Source organism: Paraglaciecola sp. 25GB23A, assembly GCF_040012495.1.
In the GTDB taxonomy this organism is placed as follows: domain Bacteria; phylum Pseudomonadota; class Gammaproteobacteria; order Enterobacterales; family Alteromonadaceae; genus Paraglaciecola.
Map to the genome: position 1 here is coordinate 21,104 of NZ_JBDYKM010000001.1, position 20,033 is coordinate 41,136.

At 41.9% G+C, this 20,033-nt stretch carries 14 protein-coding genes; 12 read left to right on the top strand and 2 right to left on the bottom strand.

Annotation, left to right across the window (positions count from 1 at the left end):
• Positions 1 to 383: 383 nt before the first annotated feature.
• Positions 384 to 1,061, bottom strand: a complete 678-nt coding sequence (locus ABKW31_RS00105) for a hypothetical protein (RefSeq protein ID WP_348614073.1) — start codon at positions 1,059 to 1,061, stop codon at positions 384 to 386.
• A gap of 891 nt (positions 1,062 to 1,952) precedes the next feature.
• Here ABKW31_RS00105 and ABKW31_RS00110 point away from each other — a divergent pair.
• Positions 1,953 to 2,816, top strand: a complete 864-nt coding sequence (locus ABKW31_RS00110) for a hypothetical protein (protein WP_348614074.1) — start codon at positions 1,953 to 1,955, stop codon at positions 2,814 to 2,816.
• 67 nt (positions 2,817 to 2,883) lie between these two features.
• A complete protein-coding gene (locus ABKW31_RS00115; protein ID WP_348614075.1) occupies positions 2,884 to 3,792 on the top strand; it encodes a hypothetical protein in 909 nt (302 codons plus the stop codon).
• Here ABKW31_RS00115 and ABKW31_RS00120 read toward each other — a convergent pair.
• Positions 3,789 to 5,114, bottom strand: a complete 1,326-nt coding sequence (locus ABKW31_RS00120) for a S8 family serine peptidase (RefSeq protein WP_348614076.1) — start codon at positions 5,112 to 5,114, stop codon at positions 3,789 to 3,791. The genes ABKW31_RS00115 and ABKW31_RS00120 overlap by 4 nt on opposite strands.
• A 124-nt stretch (positions 5,115 to 5,238) precedes the next feature.
• Here ABKW31_RS00120 and ABKW31_RS00125 point away from each other — a divergent pair, with 124 nt between their 5' ends.
• The 10 genes from ABKW31_RS00125 (at position 5,239) to ABKW31_RS00170 (ending at position 19,991) form a co-directional block, all read left to right on the top strand.
• Positions 5,239 to 5,730 (top strand): RNA polymerase sigma factor, encoded by a 492-nt coding sequence (locus ABKW31_RS00125; RefSeq protein WP_348614077.1) that lies wholly within the window; start codon positions 5,239 to 5,241, stop codon positions 5,728 to 5,730.
• Positions 5,727 to 6,470, top strand: a complete 744-nt coding sequence (locus tag ABKW31_RS00130) for a hypothetical protein (RefSeq protein WP_348614078.1) — start codon at positions 5,727 to 5,729, stop codon at positions 6,468 to 6,470. The genes ABKW31_RS00125 and ABKW31_RS00130 overlap by 4 nt, the downstream gene beginning before the upstream one ends.
• Positions 6,471 to 6,472: 2 nt before the next feature.
• The gene (locus ABKW31_RS00135) at positions 6,473 to 6,988 is read left to right on the top strand and encodes a hypothetical protein (protein WP_348614079.1); all 516 of its coding nucleotides are present in this window, start codon (positions 6,473 to 6,475) and stop codon (positions 6,986 to 6,988) included.
• A 386-nt stretch (positions 6,989 to 7,374) separates the two neighbouring features.
• Positions 7,375 to 8,115, top strand: coding sequence for an NUDIX domain-containing protein (locus ABKW31_RS00140; protein ID WP_348614080.1), 741 nt, complete (start codon positions 7,375 to 7,377; stop codon positions 8,113 to 8,115).
• A gap of 543 nt (positions 8,116 to 8,658) precedes the next feature.
• Complete coding sequence (locus ABKW31_RS00145; RefSeq protein ID WP_348614081.1) at positions 8,659 to 12,033, top strand: TonB-dependent receptor; 3,375 nt, start codon at positions 8,659 to 8,661, stop codon at positions 12,031 to 12,033.
• Between the two features lie 97 nt (positions 12,034 to 12,130).
• On the top strand, positions 12,131 to 13,663 hold the full coding sequence (locus ABKW31_RS00150) for a tryptophan halogenase family protein (protein ID WP_348614082.1): 1,533 nt from the start codon (positions 12,131 to 12,133) through the stop codon (positions 13,661 to 13,663).
• Complete coding sequence (locus ABKW31_RS00155; RefSeq protein ID WP_348614083.1) at positions 13,656 to 15,155, top strand: tryptophan 7-halogenase; 1,500 nt, start codon at positions 13,656 to 13,658, stop codon at positions 15,153 to 15,155. The genes ABKW31_RS00150 and ABKW31_RS00155 overlap by 8 nt, the downstream gene beginning before the upstream one ends.
• Positions 15,156 to 15,204: 49 nt before the next feature.
• Positions 15,205 to 17,478, top strand: a complete 2,274-nt coding sequence (locus tag ABKW31_RS00160) for a carbohydrate-binding protein (protein WP_348614085.1) — start codon at positions 15,205 to 15,207, stop codon at positions 17,476 to 17,478.
• A 77-nt stretch (positions 17,479 to 17,555) separates the two neighbouring features.
• Positions 17,556 to 18,527, top strand: a complete 972-nt coding sequence (locus ABKW31_RS00165) for an aldo/keto reductase (RefSeq protein WP_348614086.1) — start codon at positions 17,556 to 17,558, stop codon at positions 18,525 to 18,527.
• Between the two features lie 111 nt (positions 18,528 to 18,638).
• Positions 18,639 to 19,991: a hypothetical protein gene (locus tag ABKW31_RS00170; protein ID WP_348614087.1), complete on the top strand. Its 1,353-nt coding sequence runs from the start codon at positions 18,639 to 18,641 to the stop codon at positions 19,989 to 19,991.
• The last annotated feature ends 42 nt before the right edge of the window (positions 19,992 to 20,033 follow it).

The following is a 20,033-nucleotide window of genomic DNA, read 5'->3' on the forward strand; positions in this document are numbered from 1 at the left end:
ATTTCTATTTGGGATATTAGTGATACTTCGCTACAACGCACTCGATAGATTTCATGGTTCGAAACCACGTAAAGATCTTGATTAAAAGATGAAAAAGAATTTAAAGTTTAGTTTCATATTTGTATGCGAAGTATTGAAGAACAATACTCCTGCTCATGAGTTAAATTGATATAATCATATTGTTCATTCTCAAAAGCTCGAACGGCTGTAAACTGAGTGTTCCCGTCCGTCCGAATAGCTACCTAACGACAAGTGCGTAGTGCGGCAGATTGCAAACTGTCAGGTTTTGTTCGGGATCTTGACGTGAGTATTACCTAAGTAAGAGATAGTCTATTACCACTTCAGCCTCGAATTTAAGTATAATTCGGGCAGTAAAGTCATCACTATAATTTAATCCATTCAGAAATTGGCGGTCCAGCAGATTGGGGTCCGTGGAGAATGGGACGTCTAGTCCACCCTTCGGCATTCGACTCATCACACTCAATCCACATAGCTCTCGCCGGGCCAACGCCAGCGAGAGTAGACAATACAGCAGAGGCTTCTGAAATTTGTTCCAGGCTAGCTTTGCGGCACGGACTCCAGTCATCTGATTTTCGGAATACTCTTACAACTTTACCCACTATGTAACCTTGAGGTGTTTTATTCAGCTCAACTTCAACTAGATCACCTGATGTATCCCAAGTGGCATCTAAGTCGCCCTTGAGTTTTCCCTGCAGTTCAACAGGCACATGAGCAACGTAGTGACCGTGATGAGCACATATAGAAACACCACTATTCCAGCCATAGCAATAGGTGAAAATTGTTATTTCACTGCCATCAACGATGTCATTGTCAGTATATCCAGCTGAGATTAATTTATTCCTCCAACCCAATAACAAACCTTTGTTGGATAGGCTTTCATCGCGAGTTGTAATCATAACGACCTCAGCAAGAATTCGTGTTCCATTGACAAATTCAGGCGGTGCTGACTGAGTTTGCCATTCACTTTGTGAAGCGCACCCAGCAGTAACTAGTAGCCACAGCAAATAACTGACTCGACAGTAAATATGTAAATTTGTCATACTTATCCTCGTAATGTTTTTATGAGATTTTTATAGACAAATGAACCCATCATCAATGAAATTTAACGATGTCTAACTGGGCTGAATCGCCGTCCATTTTGTGTGAAATGCTTAATGTGATAGAAACAATATTAATAATTTACACCCAATATATAGACAGATAAGTTAACAAAAGCAAAATAGCGTTTATTTGCATGAGATGAATAGAATCCCCCACTCAAAAAACGTAGATAATTGGCAATCTGTCAGCTTAGACTGGCTGATTTCGCGACAAATATAAAAAAGGCATATCTGATGTGAGCAAAGGCTATAAAAATGACAGTAGTTTAGCGACAAATATTCGCCAAGCTACACCAACTGCAATTAATTGACTGACTGTAAATGTGGCAACTTTATAATTGAATGTGTGGTCTGCGACAATGTGCTTTCAGTAGAGCTGTTAAAGCAAAAGTATCGTCTGAACTCTCTATGCAGAAACTCAGAAACAAAGACTCGGACGCTTTCTTCTAAGACTAACTCAATGTTTTTTAATGCATGCCATTGAAAAATAAAGCTTTTTATATACACCACTAAATTCCACTAACAGTAAAGTTCAAAGCTATATCACCAAAACTTTAGCGATGAATAAAAAGTTATATTTAAAAACTCACTTAGTGCTTACAAAATCTCTCTAAACTAAAAATATCCCAAGACTGCATTCAATGTTTGTTTGGAAAACGGTGTTAAAACAAATAAGAACATTGTGTATTAATTTTTTGAATTGTTGGCAAGTGAAAGAATAACAAGCAACTTATTTTGAAGCGTTTTGCAATTTCACTAAAAGAATGGGAATAAAAAGGATTGTCCAAGCGTTATCTAGGTGTCATTCACATAAACCTAGAGGAAATTAAAATGACTTCGATCAATAAAATATCAATGATGCTTGGACTAGTGTCAATGGTATCAAGCTTAGGTGCAGTCGCTGCAACCACTCAGCAAAACATCGCTTTAAATACTTCATTAAGTGCGAACAATCAAGCACAGGTTTCTGCGGCAAATACTAAGGAGATGCAAACTACCACTGACACCAAGATAGTTAGCAATACTGCTAGCGCATTGGATACCGCACAAAACGACACTCAGTCTTCCAGTGAAACTGGAGCTAACCCGCAACTGAGTAGTGAGACTGAAGTAAGGCCTGAGCAGGAAGAAGCAAGGGTAATGACATCAGATGAGTCTGCACAAACTGCAGGAGCAGTTAAAGGACTGATGACATCCAGTAGTGATTTATCGCAAAAAACTACAGGGAGTGTCGGTGATGGAAATGCAAACACCTCGACTGTGCTGACTCAGCTAACAAGTAGTGACTTAAATGCTGATGCAGGGTCTTTACTATCACCAGTATCATTATCACCAAGCGATACTGCTAGCCCACAAAAAAATGGTTCTGCGTCTGACGATGTGCAATTGGCGAATTCGAGTGCCATCGTGAGTAATGTTGCTCAGTCGGCCGACCTGAGCCAGAACCTCGGGCAAAGCGCTGCACTATTTGACCCCAGTAACAGTGTTGTGACCAATACGAGTCAATCTATCAGTCACAACATTTCAGGGGCAATTGGCAATGGTGTGAGTGCGGTATCTGAACAAGCGCTGCAACAGCAAGTCGCTGGACAGGTGAGTTCTGTCGTTACTGAACAAATCGCCAGTACCCTTGCATTACAAACGACTAATCAAGTCAGTAATAGCGTGGCCAACAGCATGAATTTAGGCCTGTAATTCCCCCAGTAATACTTAAGCGTCAGTGCCATAACACTGACGATCTGCTTTTCATAGGACGATGATCATGAAAGCCACCTGTTATGTGCCCATTTTATTCAGTCTAAGTGCCGCTTTTTATTGTGTAGCACAAGAGTCAGCTTTTACTTATGAAGCCCAAGCCAAGCTTGGTGTATTAAACAATTCAACCCTAGTTGTGGCTGAGCTTGATCAAGTTTCTAATCAACAAGATGTTGCTCTGACCATGAATGCAAAGTTAGCGGGGCAATGGCGAGCGACATCTGCTTTAACTTTGCAGGGCGGGTATAGTTTTGCGCGTAAAGACTTTCAAGCCTTTGATCGCTATGATTTGGACTTACACCAGCTATACGTTGATGCACAATACGATTTTGCTTGGTTGAGTGTTGGTGTTCGCCATGACCTCGCTAAGGCTATTTTGCAAGATGAGGCGTTTTTAAGTTTAAATCAAACCAGTATCTATACCGCTAAATATTTAACCACGACCACCTATTTACGTTCGGCTTTAATTTACAAAGACAAAAAAATTGACTCAATGGCGAGTCGTGATGCGACTAACCGAGGAGTTGATTTGAATCTATTTCAATTTTTTGCTGGTGGCAATACGATGCTGGCCTTTGGATTGTCGGGTGAGCAAGAAGAAGCGCTAGATCAGCAATTTAATTATAGTAGTAATAGTCTCAATAGCAGTGTGTTACACAAATTTGAGTTATTTGGTCAAGCAAGTCAGGTGCAGCTAGACTGGCGCTATCGCCATAGTACTTATACAGATTCGGCTTCGAATACCGCTACCCAACGTAAGGATATTCAACAAAGTATTGAGTTACAGTGGCAGCAAGCTATTTGGCGCAAAATGAGTGTCGTTGCAAAAGTTGAATACAGTGATAACCAAAGCTCACTGCCCCAACTAAACTATGCACAAACCATCAGTTTAATCGAACTACAAATGACGTTCTAATTATTAGGTCTGTGCAACAGGCCATAACCAAATACCGGATCTTTGCCTGTTGCGCCTAAATCAATACTCCTCTTTATTAACTCGTGTTGTATAGTTTGCGGCTCATGTTGAAGTGATAAACATGCGGCTAAGGCAGCCACTAGCGGGGATGCGATTGATGTACCCGTTTCACGAGCTTCTTTGCCTTTTGAATGGGCTGTATAAACGTTTACACCCAGAGCGACAAAATCAATCTCATCCCCTTGATTAGCCCAGCGATATATCTGATTTTCATCATCAGTAGCGCTGACTGAAATGACACTAGCATAAGCAGACGGATACATAGGCGGCGCTGCAGGTCCTTCGTTACCTGCTGCCGCTACAATAATAGTGCCCTTAGCGATAAGTCTCTCAATAACCAAGGCTAAAATGCGATTATCAGGCCCCGCCAAACTCATATTAATAACCTGAACGCGTTCTTCTGCTAACCAATTAAGGCCATCTACCACGTTTAACATCGTTGCGCCTTGGGCAAACTCAGACTGCTTATAAAAAACGGCTGCGGCATATAAAGTGGCGTTTGGCACTAACGCTGAAAAGTGTTGACCACTGCCAACCAGCACACTGGCTACCGCGGTGCCATGGTTTAAGGGGGCAATACTGGCAATATCCACCAAGTTTTTGCTGATGATCTTGCTTTGTGCAAAGGCGGGATGCTGGAACTGAATACCGGTGTCGACCATACCAATTGATAAGTCTTGGCTGCACATAGGCGAGCTCAGTGTTTGAGTATCGGTTTGTGAGAGTAACTTATTATTTGGTTCGCTTTGATTCTGAAAGACATGATTGCGATCTAAACTAATGGCAACCTCGGCAGGCAATAAGGCGGTTAAGGCTGCGCGAGAATCTAAGCTCTCAGGCACGACAAATTTCACCAAATAAAGATCCAAGGCAGGGTAAGATTTTTGTTGTGTCATGCTGATAGCATGTTGTTTAAGAATCTTGATGCCATCTGCATCACTGAGCATAACCCATTCGCGCTCAATAGCCCGCCAACCATCAGCTAGTTTTACCTCGACTACTTCAACACCGCCGATGCCCGGCAAGGTCAATTTGTCAGGCAAGACAGTTAAAGGCTCGGTCAAAGTTTCTTCAAGTGTGGGCAAACGACTTAGTGCAAAAGGGCCTAGTAGCGGTTTTTTTATCAGCGGCTGGCTTATACGATCTAGTGGCCGTGTAACCTCCACCATGGGCGCTAATAGCGGTCGGGTTGGCAAGGTTTGTGCGCCGACTTGCGTCAATGTCACACTGCATAAAAGAGCAGTGGTGTATTTATATTTCATGTTAGCCTCATAAGGTGCTCAGTTTATATCTTTAACATGAAAACGTTTGAACATAGAAAATAATTCCAATTTTGTGGGAATAAAAAAATAGCTCGCTCGTCTTCACTATAAAGAGGAGATAATAATGAAAAACCAACTCACTACTTTACTACCCATGTTGCGGCGCTTTGCCTATTCATTAACTGGCAGTATTGCCGATGCGGACGACTTAGTACAAACCACCATAGAGAAAATATTGTCGCGGGGCATGCCCGATGATGCTGAGTTAAATAAATGGGCATTTAGAGTCTGTCGTAATATTTGGATTGATGAATATCGAGCGCGTAAAGTTCGTTCAGTGGCCGCGCAAAATCCTGAATTACACCAAGAGCAGACCAGCGACAACGATGAAAATCTAGCTAGGCAAGAAACATTGAATCAGGTGAATACTGCGATGCAAACCTTACCCAATGACCAACGTTCTATTTTGTCCCTAGTGGCGGTTCAAGGTTTGTCTTATAAAGAAGTGGCTGAGACCTTAGAATTACCATTAGGAACGGTAATGAGTCGTTTATCAAGGGCGCGCACAGCACTTTTGAAAATAGTAAAAAGTCAACAAGGAGGCATTTTTGCATGAATATTAGCGACCAACAACTCTGTGCTTTTTTAGATGCAGAATTACCTGAAGATGAAATGCAGGCGATACGCCAGCTACTTTTAAGTGACGATGACTTAGCTATGCGCTTGGCGGATTTAGCCCAAGTTGATGAGTGGGTTGCCGCGCATGCCAGTGAAATTGACCGTCATCCTGTACCTGCCAGTATCAGTGTTTTACTGCAAGAAAGCGCAAATCGTGACAATGTGGTTGAGCTTAGGGGGTGGAGAAAATTACACAATGGCCTGAGTAAACATGCCGCATTAGCTGCAGGCATTGCCCTGTTTTTTGGTATCGGTTTAGGCCAATTTGGCCAACAAGAAAGTGCGACTTTGAGTGCCCAACTGACAGCCCCACAAGCTAGGGCTTTAGATAATTTAAGCAGCGGCGAACAAGGTGAACTTACCAATCAACAAACTATGCAAGCGAGCTTAAGTTTTAGGAATCAGCAAGGGCAATACTGTCGTCAATATAGCCTCAGTGATAGCAGTGTACTCAGTAACAGTATTGCTTGTCGTGAGGGTGCTATCTGGCGCATTCAGGCAACTAGTTTTAGTCAGCTAGAGCAAGATCAAAATGTATATCGCAGCGCGACTAAACCCAATGCAATGCTCGATACGCTGATCGATCAAATAATCGAAGGTGAGCCATTAAATAAACAACAAGAGCTCGATGCCATCAGTAAGGCATGGGTAAATCCAGCCAATAAACCAGGAAATTAAACATGAAAAACATGAACGTTTTAAGCGTAGTTTTGATCTTAAGCATCGTCCTAGCTGGTTGTGCCAATGGCCCGCAATATCGTGCAGCTAAAAATGGTGGCAACGGTTACAGTGACATAAAAGTATCTGATGACAGATATCGGGTGCAATACACCAGTAATCGTGAGGATGTATTGAGCGTGACTAATCATGCCTTGTTTCGCTCTGCACAGTTAACTCAGCAACAGGGATTTGACTGGTTTGTAGTAACCAGTCGAGAGACCTTTGTTGATCGAAAACAAGTGCAGCCCGATGCCAGCATAAGTTTTATGCGCAGTCAGGCAAGCACAAGAGAATGCGGCTTGTTAACCTGTACAGAGCGTCATCAACCCATCGATGAAATGGGCCTTGAGCTAGCCAACAATAGAGAACGCACGGAAGTGCAAAGTATTTTGGAAGTCAGAATGGGCAAAGGTATGCAGGTGAATGAAGATAGTTATGCTGTGGTAGATGTGTTGCAAAATCTTCAGCCTAACTAAATAATTTTACTCCAATTTATCATGCCCACCTAGTGTGGGCTTCATTTTCTTCCGCATTTAGGTTAGTTTTTTTGCTCTAGGCAAATAAAATATCAAACGAGCCTTAAGTGATGACTACCCATGAGTCGTTTTCTATTTTGCAGTGAGTTGATGTTGTGATGACATTGAGGTTTAATTTAGCCGAATTTCAAGGGTAGGTTCTTTTGTTTAATCATGTGGATGTTAGTAACTATCCTTTGGGAAGATAAAGACGGTATCTTGGGCTATCGGATTGATTTTTATTCGTAGCTGTTTGAATTATCGTTAAGTTTGGCAAATCAGAGGTATGTTTTGTGTTCTTAATCCGAGCAAAAATTAATTGTTAGTTTACAAAGTAAGGGTTCAGTATGGCAGATAAAATGAGTGTCAATAGTTTGCAGAGTGTTGATGAAGTCAAGCTATCAAATCCACCAGAAGACTGTTTACCCAATTTGTCGATTGATAATATTGTGCTCGGGATTGAAAATGGGCGTTTAATGGTTTTGGTGGCAAAATTTAAAGAGGGTATGGCGCAAGGGAAATGGGGTTTGCTGGGTGGTTGGGTTAAAACCAGTGAAGATCTTGATACCGCAGCAAAGAGAAACCTTAAGTATATTACCGGGATTGAAGAATTGTTTCTGGAGCAATTTAGAGCTTTTGGCAGAACAGATCGTTATTCTTTGAAGCGGGTTGTTACCATAGGGTATTACGCTTTAGTAAAACCCGAGTTATATCATTTTTTACCTAGTGGTCGTGTGGCTGAATTACAATGGATGGAAGCCCGCAAAATTAAAGAACTCATCTACGATCACTATGAGATTTTAAATTGTGCATTAGAACACCTGCAATATAAAATTCGCCATGAGCCAATAGGGTTCAACTTGTTACCAGAAAAATTTACCTTGCTGCAACTGCAAGAGCTTTATGAAGTCATTTTGGACACAAAGTTGGATAAACCCAATTTCAGACGTAAGTTTAAGAAAATGAACTTGATAGTTGATTGTCATGAAAAACAGCGAGATGTGAATCATCGAGCGGCAAATTTATATCGATTTGATTTAGGCGTCTATCAACAATTGTGTCAGAAAGGATTCAGTTTTGAATTTTAAGCCTCGAAACTCAAGGCATAACGAATCAGTTATGTAAATTTGGGACATGTCACTGCTCCTGTATCGTGATCATTTACCGACCTTTTTATCCCTAAAGCCCATAATAAATCGTTATTTTATGCAATTACGTTTTTGTATGTTCAAAACTGTCATTGGTAAGGTGGGTTTGCTAATAAAATAAAATAATTATTTTTTCTTCATAATTCATCTCATCAAAAATATTTTAGATTATTTATTATTACTAATAAAAAGAATTAAGATATTGATTATTAGTAGTTTTTTTAAAAATATCGTATTGATTTGTCAATCTTCAGTTTACTATCTTTATTGAATCTTCCAGTTAATAAAATAAATTGGCATTACCACCTTACCTATAAAGTTAATTTTATGTTGCATAAGAGGGCTTGATTGTTATAGATTAGTAATAGTCAAAATGACTAAAAGATGTGTTTGAAGCCCCTTGCCTGCTACCGTTATGCAACTGCTTCTCGCTCCTCTATTTATAAAAAGCATATTTCAGCTACTAAAAATCGGAGTTACTAAATGTCTAGAGTTGCAGCAGCAAACAAAAAATGCAGGTCTTTTACGGGTTTTAACAAATCACTTATCGCCATTGCTGTAATGAGCTTGACTCATTCATCGTTTGCACAAGAATCAGGTGAACCTGCGCAAGAAGAAGAGGTTGAAGTTATTAACGTTAAGGGGATGCGAGCGAATTTACTGAGCGCTCAAGCCTTAAAACGTGATGCTGCGACCTTTGTTGATGGTATTACTGCCGAAGATATTGGTGCATTACCTGACCGAAGCGTACTAGAAGCTATTCAGCGACTTCCGGGCGTTTCTGTTGAGCGTTTTGCTGGCCCTGATGATCCTGACCATTTCAGTGTTGAAGGTTCAGGCGCAATAATTCGTGGCTTAACGCAAACCCGAAGTGAATTTAACGGACGTGATTCGTTTACCGCTAACTCAGGGCGAGGTTTGTCTTTTCAAGACGTTTCGCCTGAGTTAATGGGTGGTGTTGATGTGTATAAAAACCAAACGGCCGACATGATTGAGGGTGGTATTGGTGGAACTGTTAGTTTACGTACTCGTAGACCATTTGATTCAGATAAACGTATACTCGCTTTTACCGCTGATTATTCATACGGCGATTTAGCTGAAAAGGGCAGTCCTACTTTTTCTGCACTTTACAGCGATTCATTTGATACCGACACAGGAAAATTTGGTGTTTTATTTAATGTCGCACGTTCGCAGTTATACGGCACTTCACATGGTATTCAAGCTGATACTTTTGTTCCCTATTTGGCTTCGAACATCGCTGGCGCGGATGACTTTGTTGGCCTTGATGGCTTAGGTACAGTTTATATACCACAAGCATCAAATATCAGAACCATGGACAATGACCGCCAACGAAAAGGTTTCTCAACTGCTCTACAATTTGAGAACGTTGATGAAACATTGCTTGCTACTTTTCAGTACATTCGTTCTGATGCCACATTATCTTGGCATGAAAATGCTATTAAATATAACGGTGGGTTCCGAAGTCCATCAGACGGTAGAAGCCGTCCACTAAGCGGCACTGAATTTAGTTTTGATGAACAAGGCTTATTTGAGTCAGGCATTATTACCCAAGGTGTTGATGGATGGCGTACCAGCGATCCAAACGTAGATCATGTGTCGCGTGGTTGGGGTGACAATGCCACTTCACAGTTTGGTTCACTGCATACTTTTGAAAGCCGCGCCAGAACTAACCGTAATTTGGTTGAAGATTTTTCGCTTAATTTACGCTACAAAGCGACTGATTCGTTGACAGTAACCGGTGATGTACAACACGTTAAAGCTGAAACCAGCGATGATGACATTGTATTGATGAACGGTGCTTGGACGATTCAAGCGTTTGATTTGACTGGTTCTATCCCTACCGTAGGATTTATTGATCCTTGGAATGGTGGTCGAGATGCTAACCCAGATGCTTATGCAACACATCCTAGTGATGCCTTTGACATTTATCCTGGCTTTAGTGATGACCCTGCCGGTGATTCAAACTACTTCCAAGATCCCAATTCGTATTTTTCTCGCTCAATCATGGATCATTATGAGCGTTCTGATGGCGACTCAACCGCAGCGCGACTGGACTTCCAATACTACTTAGAAGATGGCGGTATAGTTACCGATATGCAATTTGGTGTGCGCTATGCTAAACGTGAACAAACAGTCAGAAACTCAGCGTATAACTGGGGATCGACTGCACCTGAATTTAGTGGCTCTGCACGCGCAGGTTGGTTGCCAGAAATCCCAGGTTATGAAAATAACTACCATCAAGTAGATTGGTCTGACTTCTATCGTGGTGGTGATATCGCTGATATTCCTGGTGGCTCAACTATCCACCCAACCGAGGAATATGTTCGTTCGTTTTTAGGTACAGGTGCTATTCCGTTTAAATCAGGAGCTGGTGAATGGTTCCCGATGGGACAAAGACGTGACCCAAGTACTGGAGGCAGCCCTAACGAAAGGTCACCTTATGAATTTGACAATGAATACGGTCTTTTCTTACCCAGTGAAGTGTTTACAACGACTGAAAAGAATAAAGCATTATATTTACGCCTAAACTTCGAAGGTAACGACGATGTTCGTTATAGCGGTAACGTTGGATTTCGTTATGTGATTTTAGATCGTGATGCACTTGGTGCGGTTCAGTTTCCAAATTTGGTACCTAACTTTGCTGCTCCTGAAGGAGTAAGTTTACCCCTGACTCCAGATGCTGTTTTGGCATACGTGAATCAACAAGTGGCCGATGGCACTTTCCCTGATATCTCCACAGCGTTGCGTGATCCGTCAAATCAATGGACAACTGGCGCTAATAACTATTTGTCGGACACTGTGAGAAGTTACGGTAACAACCAAACTGAGCAATCTATCGCATCATCGCAGTATAAAATGTTTTTACCTAGCTTAAATGTAAAGGTTGAAGTAACAGATGAGTTAATTGCGCGTTTTGGTATTTCTAAAGCCGTCGCTTTACCTGATATGGGCGATGTACGTAATAACCTAAGTTTAGGTGTTGAATCAGTTGAGTCTGTGCGTCCATTGGGAAATGATGCTGGTGAAGATGTTGCTCCTGAAGACAACTTAATTCAGTCTGCCTATGTCACTGCTTTTACAGGCGGTGGTGGTAATCCATACCTAAAACCAATTACTGCAGTTCAGTATGATGTTTCGCTTGAATGGTATTTTGCTGATGTGGGGCAATTAAGCGCCACGCTGTTCCATAAAAATCTAAAGGATTTCTGGGTCCAAGGTGCAACACCTATTGCTATTACCAATCCAAGCAGCGGTATTACTCAAACTTCTTTGGTTACTACAACTGTTAACGGTGGCACTGCCACAGTTGATGGTTTAGAAGTCGCCTATCAACAATTCTTTGATATGCTGCCTGAGCCATTTAATGGTTTTGGGGTGCAAGCTACCTATACCTTGGTTGAGGCGGGAGGAGTACCAAACAACCAGATTGATTATGAAGATGAGTCTTGGGCAGGCTCTGGTGAAGATCCCGGTCTTCGTGTTGACTTGGGTACTTTACCTTTGCAAGGTCAATCAAAACATACCGCAAACTTTATTGCCATGTATGAAAAAGACGATTGGAGTGCGCGTTTAGCTTATAACTGGCGTTCAAAATACTTGTTAACTACACGCGATGTTATCAGCAAAGTGCCCTTATTCTATGATGATTATGGTCAATTAGACGGCTCTGTATTTTATAATATAAATGACAGTGTGACCGTTGGGATACAAGGCACTAATCTAACTAAAACCGATACCAAAACGATTATGGTTCTCGATAATGAGGGGACTGAAGCTGGTCGCTCTTGGTTTACCTCAGATCGTCGTGTTGCCTTGGTGGTTAGAGGTAACTTCTAAGTAAAACAAACCCTCTAATGAAAACGCGCTTGTTTAGGCGCTTTTATTAGGGGACTTGTGGATCATTGGTCATCTTATTAATTTGTTTGAGAATCATGTGTCTGAACACTATAAAATAGTCATATTAGGCGGTGGCACCGCAGGCTGGATGGCTGCAGCGGCTTTAAGTCATTTTCTGAAACCGACGCAGTTTTCAGTTTGTTTGATTGAATCAGACGAGATTGGTACTATCGGAGTGGGGGAAGCTACCTTGCCCCATATTCGTCAGTTTAATCAGTCCTTGGGGATTGACGAAGACGACTTTATTCGAGCTACCGGTGCCACTTTTAAGTTAGCTATAGAGTTTCCTGGTTGGGGAAACCAAAACTCAAGCTATTTTCATCCATTTGGGCAAAGTGGCGAGCCAATAAATGGTATTGATTTTCACCATTATTGGCTAAGCCTTAATCAGCAATCCAGCACCCCATTTGATCATTATTCCTTGGCAGTAATGCTTGCTCGCAACAATAAATTTGCGCGTCCAACGGCCGAGCCTAATAAATTATCAAGCTCTTTTGCTTACGCTTATCACCTTGATGCGACGCTTTATGCGGCATTTTTAAGTGGTTTTTCTCAACAGCGTGGCGTCACCAGAGTCGAAGGTAAAGTACAAAAAGTGTTACAACATCCGAGTGGTGATATTGCTGGCTTGCAACTCGAATCAGGCCAACAAATAAATGGCGATTTTTTTATTGATTGTTCTGGCTTTCGTTCCTTAATACTTGGGCAGACTTTGGGTGTAGCTTACGAGAATTGGCAACAATGGTTATTGTGTGATAGTGCTATTGCAGTTGCCAGTGAAAGCATGGATGACAAACCGCCCTACACAAGAGCTGCGGCCCATCAAAGCGGCTGGCAATGGCGCATTCCTTTGCAACATCGCACTGGCAATGGCATCGTTTATAGCCAACAGTATATGTCAGACACGAATGCTCAAGATACGCTCCTGTCAAATATCGAACAAAGTGTAAATAGTGAACCAAGGCAATTACGTTTTACGCCAGGTAAACGCGCTGTATCTTGGCATAAAAATTGTGTCGCAATTGGTCTTTCAGCAGGTTTTTTGGAACCACTTGAATCAACTAGCCTATACCTCGCACAAATTGCAATCCAAACGCTTATCGACTGTTTTCCCGGTAAACCTGTTGGACACATCGAACGAGATAATTTTAATCGTAAGTTAAATTCAGAATATCTGCGCTGTCGCGATTTTATTATTTTGCATTACAAAGCCACGCGTCGAAACGACAGTCCTTTTTGGCAATACTGTCAGCACATGGCTATACCTGAATCTTTGCAACAACAATTAGAGGAATTTAATTGTACCGGTAATGTTAGTGCGTATCGAGAAGGTTTGTTTCTGCCGGCTAGCTGGTATGCGGTTTTGTTAGGTCAAGGGCAATTGCCGCAATTTCATGATAGCAGAGCAAATTCGATACCGACTGATGCGCTTATCACGCACAGCAATACATTATTATCTTCGCTTAAATCAGTCGCACAAAACGTGCCCCATCATCGACAAAGCATTATGCAACACCCTTTTAGTAGTGAAATGAAAGGTTGTGGGCAAGAAAAGGTAAAATATGGCTGAGTACACAGCGATTTCAAATGTTGTTGTGATAGGACATGGCGTTAGTTTATCTATGATGGCCGCTTTGTTGGGTCATGGTTTAACCCGCCACAGCAAAACCATTACGGTTGTGCAATTGCCAGACATGGCGAATGACTGTGATGTTGTTATAAGTGGTCCTGAGTTTGCTGCCTTGTGTGACATTCTTAAATTACCGATTGAGCAGGTTATTAGTCATTGTGTTGAAGGGTTTAGTCTGGGTATGTGTTATCACAAAGACCAACGGTCATGGTTTGTTCCTTTTGGTAATATGGGCTTAGTTGAGGGAGCCGCTTACTTTAATCAAGGGATCCTCAGAGCACTAAAAGATGAACTATTGCCTGAACTACAATGGCAACATTTGAGTCTTGCAGCCCAAGCAGTCAGCGCAGGAAAGTTTGCTATTGCCGGCCCCAAGCAAACACACTTACAAGGGCCTTTACAGTATGCAGTTACGCTAAATCGACAAGCTTATCGGGCCTTACTACAGCAAATAGCGCAACAAGCTGGTATCAAAATTATAGCAACTGCAAGTATTACTCCTACCTATCATGAAACGGGCGCAATCTCTGATTTAACCCTAGATAACGGTCAAATAGTAAAGGGCGATTTTTTTATCGATTGTTCAGTAGGGGATCGTTTAACGCCAAAGGTAGTAGACGCAATAGAGGCAAATCAACCGTCAATTATCACTATGAGTTGGGTTCAAAATACACCAGTTAAGCATCAATTTGGCTGTCAACATTTAGTTAGCACACCATGGGGCTGGATACGGCAAACTCAGGCTAAAGACAAATGGCACTTTTATACTGTATTTGAATCAACACAGTGGACAGCATCACAAGTCGAAAGTTGGCTTTCTGAGCAGGGTTTTTCTGATATTGAGCGATTGTCTGTCGCGACATTAAGTGGCGAAGCATTAGCCCAACCCATGCAGCAAAACTATTTGGCGGTCGGAAAAGTCGTTATGGATTTGGGCGAGTTGGTTTTTTCCGAATTAGTCGTTGTGCAGCAAGCGATTATCACACTGCTTGATCATTTTCCTATTAACAACAATTGGTCAATACATAACCGAATATACAATCGTGCTTGGCAAGTAGTCTTGTCGGAAGCCGAAGCGTTTATCGACCTGCATTCTTCTCATTTTATGGTGAGAGGTGCGAAAACCACACTTGCAAAAAATCTTGTAGCGCGTTTTGGTCGATTGGGTAGTTTGCCTACCTTGCAATATGACATTGTGTCCGAATCACAATGGTTTAGTTTGATGCTTGGATTGGGAATTAGTCCAAAGTTACCCTGTCACTATTTGTCAAATATCAGCGATACAGAATTGCAATCTACCTTGAGTAGTTTGCGTCAATATATTCTCAATATAGTCAATGGGATGCCTAGCTATGTGGATTTTTGTTCACAAGTTATCCCAAACACTCTCCATTGCCCATTACGTCGTCAAGAAGCTGGTTCTCATGGATGAATTAAATGCGCTTCATTCTTCTCGATAATTCTAAAACGGAGTCATTATTATGCACAGTTTTACCTCAAAGTTGTTTCGACCGAACGCTCGACATATTGCGTTGTTACTCGCTGGTAGCTTATGTTTAAACGCAGTTGCTCAGGAAATTAGCCCAGATTTAGTCGGGACTAATTTGTGGTATGCCGATCAAAATACTGGAGTGGGTCCTAACGCCACTGTTTGGCAACAAACTAAGGAAATGGGCACTCATGTCATTCGCATAGGTGGCAACTCATTTGATCGTAAAATGCCTTCAAATGGGATTATGTTGCAATGGGTTGATCAAATTATCGCCGCTGGGGCAGAGCCTATTATTCAGGTTTCACAATATAACGATGCCACTCCGCTCAATGATCGCGTTGCCGCTGCCGCCGACTTAGTGACATTTTTAAACGTTACACACGATCGCAAGATTAAATACTGGAACGTGGGCAATGAACCATGGTTGCAAGCCGAGCGTCCCAGTATGAGTACGATGGGCAACTTTGTTGAAGATTACTTTAAGCCCATGGCAGCTGCCATGAAGACGGTCGATCCAAGCATCAAAATTTATGGCCCAGACTTTAGTGATTTTTATGACGAAGCCTATGACGATTTATTCGGCGGAGACAACGATATAACAGGCCTGGTGCCAGGCAAATCGTATTACTATATAGATGGTTTATCTTGGCACCGTTACCCTCAAGCTGACAATGCCGACCCTGCTGTTGCGGGTGCTGCAGATATGTTGGAACGCGTGATAAAAGCAAAAAACAAGATTGATTTTGTCAATACTTTACATACTCGGACTGGCGATAATGCTTTGACATGGGGGGTAGGGGAATACAATTCAAAGTCAGGCGAAACGGTACATACCTTTGCCAACGGTCAGATGTTTGGTCAGATGCTTGGGTATTCAATGAAATATGAAGCGCGTTATATTGCAACGTGGTCGATGTATGAAAATAGCGGCAGTCGCACTGGTACAGATTTTAGTATGATTGATGGCAATGGAACCCGACGTGCTTCATATCAACATATGAAGTTTGTCACTCAGTATTTTACTGGTCATTATGCGGATGGCATGACCAGCGACAATAATGTCGTCGCTTACGGTGCAGTAAAAGAGGGACGATATTCTGCCATGATCATGAATCGTGGCGGCTCAAGTTTCAACTATACCTTGCGTTTTAATACAAACGCGATCGAAGGTGATAATTTGAAAATCAATATTGATGCCTCGGGCATCGGTGAAGTGACTGAAAGTATCGGTCCTTATACAACGCAAGTTATTGTCTTAGACAACGAAACCTCTACTTTAATCACCTATTCAAAAAATAATTTTGATAATGATCAAGCACCTACCGTCGAATTACTGTCACTATGTGGCAACAATAAACCAACCATTAGCCATTTAGAGCCCCTAACAATCGAAGTGGGTGACGGGCTACAAAATATTATGCTATCAGGAATAAGTGATGGTAATGCATGTTCACAAGACGTCACCATCACTGCCACTAGTAGTGATCCTGATATCGTGGTTATAGAGGGAGTTGATTACATTTCATGTGAGGCCAACGGCACCTTGAAATTAAGCCCTCTCAGTGCTGGGCAAGTTCAAATAGCGCTGGTAGTAAGCGATAGTGGCATAGGTGAAACTTGTGGACCTGCGTCTGTCAGCAACTATTTTGATGTACTTGTACCATCTCGGATCGATGTGCCAGCCTTGATTGAAGCAGAAGACTTTAGTGAGATGGAGGGGCTTGAAATTGGTGAAAATGATGTTGGTGGTGGCCAACATATTGGTTATATCGATGCGGGCGACTTTGCGGCCTATTATGTTAATGTGCCTACAGCGGGTAACTACGCTATTCAAATGCGGATTGCTAGTAATTTGGATACAGCTAGTTTTGCATTAAAAGACAGCACGGGTAATGCTCTTGAGACAGTTGCCGTGCCGAATACAGGTGGCTGGCAAACATTTCAAACCATAACGTTATTGACCCCTTTAGTTGCAGGTAAAGAAATAATCTATTTGGATTTTTTGGGGGCAGGGGTCAACATTGATTGGATTGAAGTTAAAAACGATGATGGCAGTTTTACTGAGTTTGAAGGTACCGTTGGCGCAACACCTATTCCAACGCCTATTCCAACACCTGCTCCAACACCGACACCAACGCCCTCTCAGCCTGATACCTCATCTGGTGGAGGTAGTGTTAATCTGTATATGTTAGCTTTGCTTTTAATCATGGGTTTAGTTTCAGCCTCCAAAGGCTCTCGCTTAGCTAATAAAGTAAGCAAATAGGTAGGTCATATCGCCCCTATTATTTTATTAAGTTAGTGTAATTTTGTTGTGAAAATGGACAAAGAATTGAGGATTTAATGAAGAAATACCCCTTATCAGAATACGTAGAAAATAGTAGCCCATTGGTTTTTGGTTGCATGAACCTCGGTGGTGGTTGGAATGACAATCCCATTAATAAAGCTGACATTGCACAGACACATGCTGTAATCGATGCTGCTTTAGAATCCGGTATTAGGGTATTCGATCATGCTGACATATATGCGCGTAGCAAAGCAGAGCAGGTCTTTGGCAAAGTGTTAAAAGAACGTCCTGAATTACGCTCGTCTATGGTTTTGCAATCGAAATGTGGGATACGCTTTGAAGAAGGCATTGCTCCCAAACGTTATGACTTCTCAGGCGCTTGGATCAGTCAATCTGTTGAACAGACTCTGGAACGTTTGCAGATAGACACCTTGGATATAATGATGTTGCATCGTCCCGATGCCTTAATGGAGCCAGATGAGATTGCTGAGGTGTTTAATCAACTGCAAACCAGCGGCAAAGTACGCTATTTTGGTGTGTCTAATATGCAGCAGCATCAAATGCGGTATTTGCAAAGCGCGTTGACCCAGCCACTGGTGGTTAATCAACTTGAATTAAGTCTCAGCCACCTTAACTGGTTAGAAGAAGGCATGACCTCGGGTTGTTCTGGAGAGTCAGTGACCAACTTTAGCGCAGGCACCTTGGAATATTGCCGCACTAATAATGTTCAAATTCAAGCATGGGGCAGCTTAAGTCAAGGTCTGTTTAGCGGAAAAGATTTGGCTCAGGCGTCAGACAGTGTTGTGAATACAGCAAAATTAGTTAGCCAACTGGCAGATGAGCTGGGTGTAAGTCGAGAAGCTGTCGTATTGGCTTGGTTGATGCGCCATCCCAGCAATATACAACCAGTCATTGGTACCACTAATCCTGAAAGAATTCGTTTGTGCGCCCAAGCCCAAACTATACAGTTAAGCAGAGAGCAATGGTATGCACTGTATGTTGGCGCCAGAGGTATAGAATTACCCTAGACCAGTTGTGTGTCCCCCTTGACTCTTCATCGTATATTTTCGCTTGAAAATGGCGGTGTTGAGTCAATTTTTTATTATCAATCTACTCGTTAACTAAGGGAAATAGCTAAAATGAAACTCAATTTACAACTACAACCGTTGTTATTAGCCATAACTTTTTATGCCACCGGTGTCAGTTCATCCTTTGCTCAAGAGATCAGCCCATATTTATTTGGACAAAATCATTGGCTGGCTTCCGGTGATGAAGGCCGCGTAGGTTATGTGCAAGACCTTTGGCCAGAAGTAAAGGCAAGTGGCGTAAAGATGGTTCGTATTGGCGGTAATGGTTACGAACGTCAGTTCCCTGAACGTTCTAGATTAAACGCTATGATCGACAATATTAAAGGTATAGGCGCTGAGCCTATCTTGCAGGTTCCGCGTTTTTTTAATGAGCTGCAAATAAGAGAATTGGTCCGTTATTACACCAAGGACAATAGTAAAAAGGTGAAGTATTGGTCGATTGGTAATGAACCTATGTTGCACAATGAAAACACCTTAGAAGAAGTGCATAGTTTCTTGTTAAGGATCGCGCCAATAATCAAAGATGTCGCACCTGATGTGACGTTATTTATGTATGACGAATCATCGCTAATGATGCCAGCCTATGGCGAATTAATTGGTGGAAAAATGGATGTGACTGGCCTAAAACACAAAGGAAGGTGGCTATTTGACGGTGTCACCTTTCATAACTATCCAAATGGCAAAGACTTCTCTCGGGATGACGTTATCTTTAGTGGACCACAAAAAATTCTGGGCGAAATAAAAACTCTGAAAGATCTTATCGCTAAGGCTAATAAAAAGTATAAACGCCAAGGTGACGACGCTTTACTTTGGGGCTTAACTGAGTTCAATGTCACTTATCATAACCCTGACCGCGAAATCTCTGGCTATGGTAATACCTCATTTTTGGCGGGACAATTTTTTGCCGAAATATTTGGTTATGGTATGGAGTACAGCGCATTCACCATTGATCCTTGGTGTATTAGTGAAGTAGACAAAGTGGCCACTGATTTTGGCTTCTTGGGCTTACCTACTGAATTTTTCCCACGTTCTAATTATTACCACATGCAGTTGATGAGTACCTATATGACCGGCAGCTTCTTAGCGAGTAACAATAATCAGAAGTATGTTAAGACCATCGTTACGCAAAACCCTGAAACAACTGCCATTATGATCCTCAATCAGGAAAAGGCTATGGCATTTGATTATCAATTAAATTTAGCCGGAAGTGTTACTGATGGTTCATCTTCACTATTGATAAATACAGATGCAGGCATAACGGCAACCCTTTCAGGTGAGGTACCCGCTCAGTCAACTCTATTATTAGTGGTTAACAAGCAAGGCAAATTAATCAAAAAAATTACCTATGGCCTAACAAATAATTTGAAATACGAAGCACCACAAATTACCCCCTTAGTACAATGAGCGCAAACTCGAACAGACTGAACTTGACACATACAGGAGCAA

Bases quoted from the DNA above. Each gene is read 5' to 3' on its own strand.
- ABKW31_RS00125 (WP_348614077.1), top strand. From the start codon at position 5,239: ATGAAAAACCAACTCACTACTTTACTACCCATGTTGCGGCGCTTTGCC.
- ABKW31_RS00115 (WP_348614075.1), top strand. From the start codon at position 2,884: ATGAAAGCCACCTGTTATGTGCCCATTTTATTCAGTCTAAGTGCCGCT.
- ABKW31_RS00135 (WP_348614079.1), top strand. From the start codon at position 6,473: ATGAAAAACATGAACGTTTTAAGCGTAGTTTTGATCTTAAGCATCGTC.
- ABKW31_RS00140 (WP_348614080.1), top strand. From the start codon at position 7,375: ATGGCAGATAAAATGAGTGTCAATAGTTTGCAGAGTGTTGATGAAGTC.
- ABKW31_RS00110 (WP_348614074.1), top strand. From the start codon at position 1,953: ATGACTTCGATCAATAAAATATCAATGATGCTTGGACTAGTGTCAATG.
- ABKW31_RS00120 (WP_348614076.1), bottom strand. From the start codon at position 5,114: ATGAAATATAAATACACCACTGCTCTTTTATGCAGTGTGACATTGACG.
- ABKW31_RS00130 (WP_348614078.1), top strand. From the start codon at position 5,727: ATGAATATTAGCGACCAACAACTCTGTGCTTTTTTAGATGCAGAATTA.
- ABKW31_RS00160 (WP_348614085.1), top strand. From the start codon at position 15,205: ATGCACAGTTTTACCTCAAAGTTGTTTCGACCGAACGCTCGACATATT.
- ABKW31_RS00105 (WP_348614073.1), bottom strand. From the start codon at position 1,061: ATGACAAATTTACATATTTACTGTCGAGTCAGTTATTTGCTGTGGCTA.
- ABKW31_RS00155 (WP_348614083.1), top strand. From the start codon at position 13,656: ATGGCTGAGTACACAGCGATTTCAAATGTTGTTGTGATAGGACATGGC.
- ABKW31_RS00170 (WP_348614087.1), top strand. From the start codon at position 18,639: ATGAAACTCAATTTACAACTACAACCGTTGTTATTAGCCATAACTTTT.
- ABKW31_RS00165 (WP_348614086.1), top strand. From the start codon at position 17,556: ATGAAGAAATACCCCTTATCAGAATACGTAGAAAATAGTAGCCCATTG.
- ABKW31_RS00145 (WP_348614081.1), top strand. From the start codon at position 8,659: ATGTCTAGAGTTGCAGCAGCAAACAAAAAATGCAGGTCTTTTACGGGT.